This window comes from Gilliamella sp. wkB108, from assembly GCF_001690195.1.
GTDB classification, from domain to species: domain Bacteria; phylum Pseudomonadota; class Gammaproteobacteria; order Enterobacterales; family Orbaceae; genus Gilliamella; species Gilliamella apicola_L.
In genome coordinates, this window is the sequence record NZ_LZGM01000066.1 from 26800 (window position 1) to 40637 (window position 13838).

At 36.3% G+C, this 13838-nt stretch carries 11 protein-coding genes; 2 read left to right on the top strand and 9 right to left on the bottom strand.

The window, feature by feature from the left end; translation table 11 throughout:
* Positions 1–25: 25 nt before the first annotated feature.
* The 7 genes from A9G11_RS06300 to A9G11_RS06330 form a co-directional block, all read right to left on the bottom strand.
* Positions 26–847 carry a hypothetical protein gene (locus A9G11_RS06300; protein ID WP_065618653.1) on the bottom strand — a complete coding sequence of 274 codons (822 nt, stop codon included), beginning with the start codon at positions 845–847 and terminating at the stop codon, positions 26–28.
* Positions 844–2160 carry a LarC family nickel insertion protein gene (locus A9G11_RS06305; protein WP_065618654.1) on the bottom strand — a complete coding sequence of 439 codons (1317 nt, stop codon included), beginning with the start codon at positions 2158–2160 and terminating at the stop codon, positions 844–846. Before A9G11_RS06305 ends, A9G11_RS06300 begins: the two co-directional genes overlap by 4 nt.
* A 126-nt stretch (positions 2161–2286) precedes the next feature.
* A complete protein-coding gene (locus A9G11_RS06310) occupies positions 2287–3564 on the bottom strand; it encodes an MFS transporter (protein WP_065618655.1) in 1278 nt (425 codons plus the stop codon).
* An 80-nt stretch (positions 3565–3644) separates the two neighbouring features.
* Positions 3645–4943: a lactate racemase domain-containing protein gene (locus tag A9G11_RS06315; protein WP_065618656.1), complete on the bottom strand. Its 1299-nt coding sequence runs from the start codon at positions 4941–4943 to the stop codon at positions 3645–3647.
* 45 nt (positions 4944–4988) lie between these two features.
* Positions 4989–6506 carry a UxaA family hydrolase gene (locus A9G11_RS14165; protein ID WP_065618657.1) on the bottom strand — a complete coding sequence of 506 codons (1518 nt, stop codon included), beginning with the start codon at positions 6504–6506 and terminating at the stop codon, positions 4989–4991.
* Between the two features lie 51 nt (positions 6507–6557).
* Positions 6558–8078: a UxaA family hydrolase gene (locus A9G11_RS14170; protein ID WP_065618658.1), complete on the bottom strand. Its 1521-nt coding sequence runs from the start codon at positions 8076–8078 to the stop codon at positions 6558–6560.
* A gap of 35 nt (positions 8079–8113) precedes the next feature.
* Entirely contained in the window at positions 8114–9019 is a 906-nt protein-coding gene (locus A9G11_RS06330; protein WP_081298446.1) for a dihydrodipicolinate synthase family protein, read from the bottom strand.
* A 232-nt stretch (positions 9020–9251) separates the two neighbouring features.
* Here A9G11_RS06330 and A9G11_RS06335 point away from each other — a divergent pair, with 232 nt between their 5' ends.
* Positions 9252–10394, top strand: a complete 1143-nt coding sequence (locus A9G11_RS06335; protein WP_065618659.1) for an iron-containing alcohol dehydrogenase — start codon at positions 9252–9254, stop codon at positions 10392–10394.
* A 172-nt stretch (positions 10395–10566) separates the two neighbouring features.
* On the opposite strand, the gene A9G11_RS06340 is transcribed toward A9G11_RS06335, so the two are convergent.
* Entirely contained in the window at positions 10567–11319 is a 753-nt protein-coding gene (locus A9G11_RS06340) for an IclR family transcriptional regulator (RefSeq protein ID WP_065618660.1), read from the bottom strand.
* A gap of 267 nt (positions 11320–11586) precedes the next feature.
* On the opposite strand from A9G11_RS06340, the gene pgi reads away from it, so the two are divergent.
* Positions 11587–13236 carry a glucose-6-phosphate isomerase gene (pgi, locus tag A9G11_RS06345; protein ID WP_065618661.1) on the top strand — a complete coding sequence of 550 codons (1650 nt, stop codon included), beginning with the start codon at positions 11587–11589 and terminating at the stop codon, positions 13234–13236.
* 93 nt (positions 13237–13329) lie between these two features.
* Here pgi and crr read toward each other — a convergent pair whose 3' ends face one another.
* Complete coding sequence (gene crr, locus A9G11_RS06350; RefSeq protein ID WP_065618662.1) at positions 13330–13833, bottom strand: PTS glucose transporter subunit IIA; 504 nt, start codon at positions 13831–13833, stop codon at positions 13330–13332.
* Positions 13834–13838: the final 5 nt, after the last annotated feature.

The window sequence follows — 13838 nt, forward strand, 5'->3', positions numbered from 1 at the left end:
TTTTTATTGCTCCCTCCAATTATTATTAGATATTTTTTACCCCGATAAAAGCACTACCTTTTTTATAGGTTGAAATTTGAACATTATGTGAGATAGCCAGAGGCGTTATAATCAGTTTTATTTTGTTAACAAGTGAATCTTTTTGATGATCGGATAACTGATTAAAAAGAAAGGGTTCTAGCTCAAGCTCAACTTTATCATTACGTATTCTAAAGCGAACAAGATCGGTTTTTAGTTCTGAACGAACAAAGTTTTCAACGTGATCGACCGCTTGTAGATAATCTGGGTGGATTTCAATCCCTGTCTCAATACGGCTTGATAGGCAAGGAGATGCTGGAATATCCTTTAAATCATTGAGTTGTAGATGTGCAACCATCTTACGTATCATTGTTTTGTCAATCTTGAGTTCAACATAAGGCTGTCTTACATTTTGTTCCTTAGCGGCAATTAATCCCGGTCGATAATCACCTAAATCGTCTTGATTGGTTCCGGTGATTAGCACGCCATGTTGTAACTTTTTAAGCCGATCAAACAAACAACTTTTACAGTAATAACACCGATTCACTGGATTATTTCGGTAAGATTCATTATCTAACTCTCCAGCTTGGATAAATTCGATATGCCAACGATATTTTTGTGCATAATTTCTAACTCGTTTAGCATCTAATGTTGGTACCGAAAGCGAAGTTGAATGTGCAATAAGTGCATTTTGTCCTAACGCATTATGGGCAATATAAGCAAGTAACATGCTATCTATACCGCCACTGGTTGCAATGGTACATTTTTCTATTGTTTTGAACCATGATGTAAGGGTTAATATGGTTGCTTGAATATCTTGATTAGTCATGATTTGATTTCCTTCTCATTCGGCTTTTCATGATGACTTAATTGCTCGGTATAGGTATTTAGTGCAGATAGTTCGATTTTATATTTTATATTTTGACGCTCTGCATAGGATGTTTGTAGTAATTGAACACAGTCAGACTCTAATTTTGCAGTAAAGTTGTGATTGGGTCGGGTAGCAATTTTAACCGGCCAGGATTGTTGAGCTACATTTATCGTGATTTGCTCTCTTGGTAGTTTAGAACGTTTAACTTGCCAATACCTTACACCTAAAGTTGTTGTTTCAGTAAATAGTTGATGACAGATATCCGTTAATTTATCTGGTTGGCATAGTATCTCTATCCTGTTCATCCAGCGTCCTTTTTTGCCTTTTATTTGTTGACTGACTAAATCAATCACACCTGATGATGATCTTAATTTATCTTCAGATATTGCCAGGTTTTCAGCGGTCATATCATCAATATCACACTGAATAATATAGACACTATCATGTTCTAAATCTGTTTGAGGTTTAGTGGTAAAAACGTTTGCCCGTACTATATTAGGTTTTTGTTTAAAAGACCGATTGCCACAACCATAACCACTCTTAATGAGCGTACCATTTATGGAGCCAGAACAGTGTTGCATAATCCAAGCCAGAATAGCTGCCCCAGTAGGAGTAATTCGTTCACCGATTTCATCATCATAAGTCCACTGAAAATTAGTGAGTATCTTTAATGTTGCTGGCGCGGGTACAGGTAGAGTGCCATGTGCGCACTTTATTGTACCTTGCCCCCAAGGTAGAGCAGAGCAAGACCAACTTGATACGTTACTCTGAGTGATCAGAAATGCCGCTGCAATAATATCGATAATCGCATCATCTGCGCCAACTTCATGTAATCCTATATTTTCTAATGTAATGCCATGTACTTCGCTTTCAGCTTTAGCCAAAATGGTATAAATTGCTTTAGCACATTGATAAATCTTATCATTAGCTTTGATTTGTTCTAATTTTGTTAAAATCTCTTGCCAACTATAATGTTCGTGTTGATCGCTTATTAATCTATTTTTTATTATTGCGTGGGATTGATCTTTTAATGGTGTCAAAATGAGATGCTGAGTATCCTCAATGGCTTGGTGATTTTTCAAGACAATAAATTGTTTACCCAAGATCTCTTTTTGTCGTGTTGCCTTGATTTCGAGCTGATATTTTTTAAAAATAGCTAATGAAGATAAAAATGTGCGTAATGGGGTTTCCAGTTCAGGAAATGCATCTAGCATTGCTGAACAGAACATATCTCCAGCTATACCACCCACTATGTCTAGATGAATATGCATTATGTAACCTTTCAGATTTTTTTAAAATACAATGTACTTAAAATTAATTCTAAATACATTGTATTAGTTATACTAGTTACTTCTATCGTATATTATTTAATTTATTAATTATTTTGCTAATATTTCCTAGTTATTTGTACCCACATTTTTCGGTAAGATGAAAATCAGGATTGAACCAATTACCACAACAAGACCGATTGACAATAAACCAGCTGCAGGAGTACCTACAATATTTTCAGAGTGTTGTCTTAAAATAGGTGCGCCAAAACTAAACAGTGCGCCAAACATATTGACAAAGCCAATACCAGCAGCTAACGCGTTACCAGTTAAAATTGATGAAGGCATGACCCAGAAAATAGGTTGGCAGGCAAAATAAGCCGTACCGGCAATACATAAGGCAATAATGGCAGGTACAGCACCAACGTAAGCAGATAAACCTAATGCAAGTCCGCCAACTAATAATGTAGTTGCACAGGTATTACGTCTTTCTTGAACTCTATCAGAATATCGCGGTATAAAAAATGTTCCTAATAATGCACATAACCATGGTAGAGAAGTGACGAGAGAAGTCATAAAGTTAACTTTACTTGCCATAATACTGGCCACTTGGCTCGGTAAAAAGAAGATAAGTCCATATACACCACATTGAATACAACCATAAATAATAGCAAAGTGCCATATTCTTGGGTTTTTCAATGCGTCCATCAGTTTAGCTGACGCTGCTTTTTTATTGTTCTCTTCTGATAGCATTTGATTAGCCAGTAAGGTTTTTTCTTCTTCAGAGAGGAATCTAGCGGTTGCTGGGGTGTCATCTAAATAGAAGAATGTCCAAATACCTGCAATAAATGCAAGCGCACCTTCAATTACAAACATCCAAAACCATCCCGGATGACCTAGGAAACCATGTAATTCTAAAAGTGCGCCAGAAAGCGGTGAACCAAATGCCATTGCTAAAGGCGCTCCCATATAGAACAAGCCCATTACTGCTGCACGATTGGCTTGCGGGAACCATTGTGATGTTAAATAGATCATACCTGGGAAGAAACCAGCTTCGGTGACACCTAATAAGATACGAATGGTTAAGAATTTTGCTTCACTGTCGGCAAATCCCATACCAGCGGATAAAAGCCCCCAAGCCAAGGTAGTTGCACCGATCCAGTATCTGGCGCCAAACTTTTTTAAACATAAATTAGCTGGCGCGCCTAAAAATGCATATACTACGAAGAATAATCCAGCACCTAAAGCATAAGCTTCATTGCTTAAACCAATGTCAATTTGATAACTCTCTTTGGCGAAACCGATATTTGAACGATCTAAAAATGCTAAGACGTAAAGTATTAACATAAAAGGAATTAACCGAAGTTTTGTCTTTTTTATTACCGACAATAATGTAATATTACTCATAAAGGGACTCCCTAGCCTCGTTATAGAGACTATATTAATTTTGTTATAATCTGATTATTAAGCTGTTAGAAATTACATATCTATAAGCTAATTCCTATATCAGTTACATTGTTATGTTCATCAAATGCAATATATTCAGGCTCACTTAAAATCTCGATTTGTGCATTTGCTTTTGCATCTTCAAGCATATTTTCTGAGATATACAATTCATCGATATGTAAAGTGTTGGCAATCCTGATAATACGTGCTTCTGTTCGTCCATCTAAAATAATGCAGGTTTTAACAGCAGCTTGCATGGCTTGTTTATCATTAGCTAGTATTACCGGGACGTAACCGTCTTGACTTAAGCGTGATGTAAGTACATTTGGGTAGGTTTCAGGAAAATCGACTTTATCAAGTAAACGTTTTGTAGAGAAATCAGCAAATCCCATACCGGTTGCATTGCCGCCACTTTTTTCATGAAGATCGAGTACCACTATTCTATCTGGGCGTATTGAAGCAATGGGTTGCATAAATGGTGTACAAGCTCTACCTGTAACATGGCAATCCATGCCACCACCAGAGTAAATTTTACCCATTAAATCAACAATACAGATATCAACGTTATCAAACATTACTTTAGGGAAATAAGTTTTTGATTTTGCCAGTAAGGCTTTTTCGCGTTCTTCAAGTTTATTAGCTGGGATAGCTTCAATATCAACGACCTGATCAAAGGCATTTTCAATAGTGCCAATACCAAATAGGAAAGGAGTATTAGCGACTTTAATTCTTGCCATATCGACAATATTTTTCGCCATACTGCCAAAGCCATAAGTGTGGCAGGAATCAGCCCCTTTTTGTTTGGCAAATCCAATAGATAGCATTTTGATAATGCCACTTTCAATAGGTGCAGTAAATGCGTTGTGGGCTTTGATTCGGTTGATACAAATAATGCCGTCAGCTTGCATCGCATTTTTATCCATTAATACTTCTAGTCCGTTAGGTAGTTCTCCTACTTTTACTGTTTCCATTGAGGAGCGAATTTCACAACCAAGAAATTCTTCTGTCATGCCTAATTTTTCTAAAACATGGATTTGTCCTTCAGCAGTGGCGCCGCCATGACTTCCCATTGCTGGTACACCATAAGGTTTAGCCCCTAAGGCTTTTAATTCATTAATAACAGCTCTTGCAATTAAGTCTATTTTAGCAACACCACGGCTGCCTAGACCCACCGCAATCACCATATCTTTTTTTATTGTATTTTTTATTTCTGGTTTCGAAAATTCAGCGTGAATTTTGGCATCAATATCCTGAATTTCAGCAGGCGAGTCAAAGCGTTGCCTGATCCTTACCATTCTTGGTAGTTTTACATCATTGAGTAGTTCATCAACAAATGACATAGTTTTCTCCTCACTTGGAATATCATTAAAATTTAAAGCAATACATTACATAAAAGCGCCCATTTGCCATGGCACAAATTCCAAACTTCCATAACCAAATTTTTCACTTTTACTTTTTTTCCCTGATGCAAATTCAAGGAGCATTGAATAGAGGCGTTCTCCTGCTTGAGTAATCGATTCATTTCCTTCGATAATATCTCCGCAATTCATATCCATATCTTCCTGTTGTCTGTTCCATAAGAAATTATTTGAAGCGACTTTTAGGGTAGGCGTTGGAGATGAACCTAGTGCAGAGCCTCGTCCAGTTGTAAAACAAAGAATATTAGCTCCACCTGCAATTTGACCGGTTACTGCCATAGGATCAAATCCGGGCGTATCCATAAACACTAATCCTTTGCTTGTGACTGGTTCTGCATATTCATAAACAGCGACTAAATTTGATGTTCCTCCTTTTGTGATAGCACCAAGTGATTTTTCTAAAATTGTGGTCAAACCACCGGCTTTATTTCCTGCAGAAGGATTGTTGTTCATTTCACTTTTATTTTGTTTACAGTGTTCTTCCCACCATTTGATTCGTTGTATCAGTTTTTCCCCAACTTGCTGAGATACGGCTCGTCGGGTAAGTAGATGCTCTGCGCCGTATATTTCGGGCGTTTCAGATAAAATAGCCGTTCCACCTTGTTGAATAATTTTATCTGCTACATAACCCAATGTAGGGTTGGCTGATATGCCTGAATAACCATCAGAACCACCACACTCTAAAGCGAGGATAAGTTCTGATACTGGGGTTTCTTGACGTTGAACTTGATTGGCTATAGGTAACATTTCCTCAATAATTGATATAATTTTATCAATTGTCTTTTGGGAACCTCCTGTTTCTTGGATAGTTAGTGTGTGTAAATTTTCATTTTCAGTTAAATGAGCAAAATTCATCATATCTTTTATTTGTGATGATTCGCAGCCAAGCCCAACAATAATCATGCCTGCAAAATTAGGATGTGTTGCGTAACCTGATAAAGTTCTCCTCATATTTGTCATAGAAGGGCCGTCTTGACCAATACCGCAGCCAAAACTTTGAGGTAGAGCGATGACTCCGTCGACGTTGGGGTAATTGGCTAGACCAACTTTGTTGTAGTAAATTTCGACAGCCTTAGCTACAGTTGCACTACAATTTACTGATGACATTACCCCAATATAATTACGGGTAGCGATTTTGCCATTTTTTCGCCTGATACCTAAAAAAGTATCAATTTTATCTGTAGGAGGCAGTGTATGTACGTCTTTACCAAACGCATAGTCTTTATCAAAATTATCTACACCAACGTTGTGAACGTGGACATGTTCGCCTTTTTGAATTGGTTTTGTTGCAAATCCAAAGGTTTGTCCATAACGTTTTATTGGTGACCCTTGTTCAATATTGCGAAGAGCAATTTTGTGACCTTCGGGGATGTTATTTAATACTACAAGTTCATTGGGTAAACACGTTCCTTTGCTAATAGGAATTCTGGCTATAACAACGTCATCTTTCTCATTTAATTTAATTATAGGACTTATATTGCTCATTCATTACTCCTCTTTAATATTCACTGCTAATAGAGGTAAGATTATTCATATTTACATAATTGCGCCTGGTTGCCATGGGACAAATTCAAGTGAACCATAACCAAATTTTTCACTTTTGGTTCGTTCTCCGGAAGCGACAGCTAGCATCTTTTCAAATATACGTTTACCCGCTTCTTCTAATGTTTCTTGGCCTTCAGCTACGTCACCACAATTAATATCCATATCTTCTTCTTGCCTGCGCCATAAGAAATTATTAGATGCAATTTTGATACATGGTGTTGGTTTTGCTCCATAGGCAGAGCCTCGTCCGGTTGTGAAACACATCAGATTTGCACCACCAGCTATTTGACCAGTACAGGCAAATGCGTCATAGCCAGGAGTATCCATAAAGACTAACCCTTTAGCCGTAACAGGTTCTGCATATTCATAGACGTCAACAAGGTTGGTACTGCCCGCTTTACAAATTGCACCCAATGATTTTTCAAGAATGGTTGTTAATCCGCCTTCTTTGTTACCTGCTGACGGATTGTTATTTAATTCAGCATGGCAACGTTTGGCGTAATCTTCCCACCATAAAATTCGGTTGATGAGTTTTTGACCTACTTCTTTAGACACAGCACGGCGGGTGAGAATATATTCCGCACCATAAATTTCAGGTGTTTCGGCAAGTATTGCTGTGCCACCTTGTTGAACAAGTAGATCGACAGCCACGCCAAGTGCTGGGTTTGCTGATATACCCGAATAGCTATCAGATCCACCACACTCAAGGGCAACGACTAATTCTGAGGCAGGAATTTCTTCACGAGTATATTGATTTGCTTCGTTTAACATACTTTCAATAATGGTTACACCTTTATCAAATGTCTTTTGTGATCCACCCGTTTCTTGAATCGTCATGTGTTGAAGCATTAGTCCTTCATTTAATCCTTTGACTTGAATAAGATCTTTAATCTGATTTGATTCACAGCCTAGACCAATAATTAAAACTCCAGCGAAATTTGGGTGATTAGCATAGCCACTCATGGTGCGTTGCATCATTTTCATCAGGTCGCCTTTCATATCCATAGCGCAACCGAAACTTTGTGGAAGAGCAACAATTCCGTCAATATTTGGATAATCTTTAAGTCCTTTAGCCTTAAAGTGATCTTCTAAGCGTCTAGCTACTGTCGCACTACAGTTTACTGAGGTTAAAATACCGATGTAATTACGGGTTGCGACTTGTCCATTTTTACGTCTATAACCCATGAATGTTTTGATTTCACTGGCTTTTGGGGTTTCATGTTTGTCTGCACAAAAATCATATTCGTGTCCATAATCACCCATTTTTAAATTTTGTAGGTGAATATGTTCACCAGCCTTAATAGGACAAATGGCGTAACCAATGATTTGGTTGTAACGTTTGATAGGTTGATCTTGTTTAATATCATGGAGGGCTATTTTATGTCCCTCTTTGATATCCGATAGTACCGTTACATTTCGTTCTTTAATGACATATCCTTTAGATATAGGAAAGCGAGCTATAGCAACATCATCATTAGGATGAAGTATGATTGTTTTAGATACTTCGCTCATAAATTTGCTCCTGAAAGTAATGATCAAATAAATAGTTATATAATTTTCGAGTCAGTTAATAATTTCTTTAAGATTTTCTTTTTCTCGTTAGCTAATGGCATTACTGGCGGTAATACTTCAGTTGAAATATCCACACCAACTAATTTAATCGCTTGTTTAATCACACCGAAGAATGGTGATTCAATAGCATAAACAGGCATGAGTTTGGCTAGCTGACGTTGTAATTTAAAGGCAGTTTCGTAGTCTTTTTTGATGAAGGCTTTATAGATCCCTTTGGTAAGTTTGGGTGCAAAATTGAACGTTGCAGGAATACCACCTTGCCCACCTAAAATAAGTGTGTCTAGCATATATTCATCAAAACCACTGAAAATGATAAAATCAGGGCGGAAAGCATGAACTCGGTTAATAACTTCGCGTGTATGACTAATGTTATCAATGGTGTCTTTTAATCCAACAATATTTGGCACATCCTTTGCCAGTCTAGTAATGACATCAATACCAATATCTTGTCCTGTTAGTGCAGGAAAGTTATAGAGTAGAACAGGTATAGTGATATTTTCAGCAACCGTTTGGTAATGGTTATAAATTGCTTCACTGTTTAATAATGCATAATATGGGTTCACAACTAATACGGCATCAGCACCAATTTCAGCTGCATGTTGACCGAATTGAATTGTTTCTTTAGTGCTAGGACTGGATATACCAATCATGACAGGAACGCGTTTGTTAACATATTTAACTGCAAACTCAGCGACTTCGAGACGTAATTTAGGTGTCATATGGCAAAATTCACCACCACTACCGAGTATTAAAAGTCCGTCAGCTTCGTTACTGATAAGATGTTCTAAAAGTGTAGCCATCCCTTTTTTATCTAATTCTCCCTTTTTAGTCACGATAGTTGGGACGGGTGGAAATATACCTTTAAATTTATTCAAATTCATTTTCTCTCCTATTTTGTTCTTTGTATAGAACTATATTTCTGTTTCGTGAACAAATTATTGGTAAAAAAAAACTGAATTGCAATGCATTAATGAAAAGAAAATGAATTTTGTGATCGTTATCTCATTGTGAAAAATATTTTTTTAAGCAATTAATATGTTTCTGTATAATGAAATATAGTTCTATCAATAGAAATTAATTTTGGATGAAAATTTTAATTTAAGAGGAAAAAATATGATTTATTACATTCCACCTGTGAATTTATTAGGTAAGGGTTGTTTAACTGAATTAGGTGTACCAGTTAAAAAATTGAATTGTAAAAAAGCATTTGTTGTAAGTGATAAATTTTTAGTGGGCAATGGCACAGTAGATAGAGTTGTTAATATTTTAAAGCAAGAAGGGATTGAGTCAGTTGTGTTTTATGATGTAAAACCTAATCCAACTGTGACCAATGTTGAAAATGCATTAAAACTATGTCAAGAATCTGGTTGTGACTTTATTGTTTCAATTGGTGGTGGTTCTCCGCAAGATTGTGGTAAAGCTGTTGCTGTGCTTGCAACTAATGGCGGTAAAATTACTGATTATGAGGGCATGCATAAGAGCAAAAATAAATGTTTGCCGATTGTGGCTATAGCAACCACCGCCGGTACTTCTGCTGAGGTTACCATTAATTATGTCATCACCGATGAATCACGACATGTAAAAATGATTATGGTTGACCCTAATACTCTTGCGTCAATAACCGTAAGCGATCCTGATTTGATGATTTCTAAACCAGCTAATTTAACCGCAGCAACAGGTATGGATGCCTTAACACATGCCATTGAAGCGGTAGTTGCTAAAGGCGCTATGGATGTTACTGATTCAACTGCCCTTTATGCAATTCGTCAAACATTTGATTATTTAGCAAGAGCAGTAAAAAATGGTAATGATGTCGAAGCAAGAGAGCAGATGAGTTTTGCATGCTTTTTAAATGGTATTGCATTTAGTAATGCTGGATTAGGTAATGTGCATGCTATGGCGCATCAATTAGGTGGACTTTATGATTTACCGCATGGTGTATGTAATGCAATGTTGTTGTCGGTGGTGGAAGAAGAAAATGCGAAACATGCACCTAAAAAATTCCGCGTTATTGCCGAGACAATAGGGTTTGATACTAGCAATAAAAGCGATCAAGAGTGTGTTGATTATGTAATTAAACGCATTAAAGATCTAGCAGAAGAAGTAGGTATTCCTAAATCATTGAAAGAGTTAGGTGTTAATAATCCAGATTTTGATCTGTTAGCTGAAAATTCAATGAAAGATGCTTGTGCTGGTGCTAATCCGGTTTTCTTTGATAAAGAGAAGCTTATTGAACTATTTAAAAAAATCGCATAATTAGAATATACCTAATTAAAGGTAAAGGATTTAAAACAAGTTACAGTAGCTTAACTGACCCTCATTAATGATTAATTAATGAGGGTTATTTTTTGTGTTTTGTCATTATGGATAAACAAGATAACTTTATCTATAAGGACAATGAACATTGAATCACTCTTTTTTATACTATTTATTGAAGTTTATTAGATAAAGCTTGGCACGCTTTGCGAACTAAAATCGAATAATTTTCAATTTTATCTACAGGTAACTGAAAAAGCACGCCAGATATACTGATTGCCGCTATGGGTTCGCCATTTTTATCAAATATTGGGGCTGCAATACAGTGTACACCTTGAACATCTTCCTGATTGTCATAAGCCCAGCCTTTTACACGGATCTCTGCAAGTTCCTTTTTTAGCTGTTTTTTAGAAGTAATCGTAGTATCAGTAAATTTAGTGAGCTTTTCCTCAGGAATTAGCTGGTCAATTTTCTCTTCAGGTAGCCATGCGATTAACGCTTTACCTACACCAGAACTATGTAGAGGCAGTTTTTTGCCAATCCAGGTACGAATACCAATAGCTTGATCATTCTCAACTTTAGCGATATAAACAGGATAAAGACCGTCAAGAACGCCCAAATGACAAGTTAAATTAGTTTCATCTCGTAATTTAGACATGATAGGTTTGGCTATTTTTGCGATATCAAATTGTTCAAGTGATTTATCACCCCATTCATGTAATTTTAATCCGAGATAATATTTATTCTTTTCTTGGCGTAATATACCGTGCATGATTAGCGCATTGAGTAAAGTAGAAGTACTACTTTTAGGTAGATTAAGATCCTGAAAAATCTGACTAAATGTAGCACCTCGGTGACTATCTAGATAGTCACAAATACGCACTATTTTATCAAGTGCTGGTACAAGGGTTTGAATAATTTGCATTAAATTTCCCATTGCAATAATAGTAGAAGGAATCTCATGTATTCTAACGATGATAGTCGATTGACAAAATTACATCACGAATGATTATGAGTATCAAATATGTTATCTTCAACATTATATTCAAGTTATTTAATTAGGAAAAGAAAATAACGTTTATTATTTATATTCAAAAATTAAGTTATTTTTAATCAGTAAAATCCTTATCTTGCATCATCTTAGGCATAGTTATATTATGGAGACAACGCTTTATTATTTAAGGAATTAATTATGTTAAAGTCAATTGATCCAACAACTACCTCATCTTGGAAGTCCCTGCAAACAAGTTATCAACAACACAAAAATAAAACCATCGCCCAACTATTAAAAGAAGAGCCGAATCGGGTTGAAAAACTTACGATCCCTTTTGAAGATGAATTGCTCGTCGATTTATCAAAAAATCGTATTACCCAAGAAACCTTATCCATTCTGTATAAACTAGCTGATGAGTGTGATTTAAACGGCGCAATTAAAGCTATGTATAGTGGCGAAAAAATTAATCGAACTGAAAATCGAGCGGTATTGCATGTTGCGCTACGTAATGTATCAAATACACCTATTTACGTTGACGGTAAAAATGTCATGGATGATGTTAATGCGGTATTAGCGAAAATGGAAAAATTTAGTAATAGAGTGATAAGTGGTGAATGGAAAGGTTATACCGGTAAGGCCATTACTGATGTTGTCAATATCGGGATTGGTGGTTCTGATCTTGGTCCACATATGATAACTGAGGCTTTAAGACCATACAAAAACCATTTGACCATGCATTTTGTTTCGAATGTTGACGGAACACATATCGTTGAAGCATTAAAAGGTCTAAATCCTGAAACAACGCTATTTTTAGTCGCATCTAAAACCTTTACTACTCAAGAAACAATGACCAATGCACAAACAGCTCGTGATTGGTTATTAGATGCGGCAAAAGATGAGAAAGCAGTAGCATTACATTTTGTTGCTCTTTCAACCAATGCTAAAGAAGTTGAAAAATTTGGTATTGATACCGCCAATATGTTTGAGTTTTGGGATTGGGTCGGTGGCCGTTATTCATCTTGGTCTGCAATTGGGTTATCAATTGTTTTATCAATAGGTTATGAGAACTTTAAGCAGTTTTTAGCTGGTGGTCATGCCATGGATAAGCATTTTCAAAGTACGCCGATTGATAAAAATATCCCTGCCTTACTCGCGCTGGTAGGTATTTGGTACAATAACTTTTTTGGAGCAGAAACCGAAGCGATTTTACCTTATGATCAGTATATGCATCGCTTTGCTGCTTATTTCCAACAAGGTAATATGGAGTCTAATGGTAAGAGCGTTGATCGTAATGGTCATAAAACAACTTATACCACCGGACCTATTATTTGGGGTGAACCGGGTACTAATGGTCAACACGCGTTTTATCAATTAATTCATCAGGGAACTAAGTTAATTCCTTGTGATTTTATTGCTCCTGCGATTAGCCATAATCCTGTTGGTGATCATCATCCGAAATTACTTTCTAACTTTTTTGCGCAAACTGAAGCATTAGCTTTTGGTAAAACAGCTGAGCAAGTTGAACAAGAATTTATTGCAGCGGGTAAAAAACTTGATGATGTAAAATCAGTAGTACCATTTAAAGTGTTTGACGGCAATAAACCAACTAACTCTATTTTAGTCAAAAAAATCACTCCTTATACATTAGGTGTTTTAGTTGCTATGTATGAGCATAAGATTTTTACACAAGGTGTTATTTTAAACATCTTTAGTTTTGATCAATGGGGTGTTGAGTTAGGTAAACAGTTAGCTGGACGAATTTTGCCTGAATTAACAGATGATAAACCAGTAAATTCTCATGATAATTCAACCAATAATTTGATTAATCAATATAAGAAGTGGCGTTAATGCGCTTTGGTGTAAATATGAACATTATAGGTTGAAAAACGATTATAAAAAAACCTTCAGTTATAAGCTGAAGGTTTTTTTGTAAGAAGTATATTATTTTTTAACTCGCATTACCGGTGTTTTACCAACTTCCACCGTACCAGAGAGTTTAGTTAATTCAACTATACTTTCCATGTTGGAAATAATCACAGGTGTTAATACTGATTTGGCTTTGCTTTCTAGCAGTGGTAAATCAAACTCAATAATTGTATCACCAACTTTGACTTGTTGACCTTCTTCCGCTATACGCGTAAAACCTTCACCTTTTAATTCAACGGTATCAATACCAAAGTGAACAAAAAGTTCAATCCCTTCGTCTGATTCAATAGCGAAGGCATGATTGGTTTCGAAGATTTTGCCAATTTTACCATTAAGTGGTGCGACGATTTTGTTACCAGCTGGTTTAATCGCAATACCATCACCAACAATTTTTTGCGCAAAAACAACATCAGGTACATCTTCAATTTTTACAATTTCACCACTTAGCGGTGCAATAATTTCGATGCTATTTTTGTTATCATCGGACACCAATTGTTTGATTTTATCGAATATCCCCATTACTG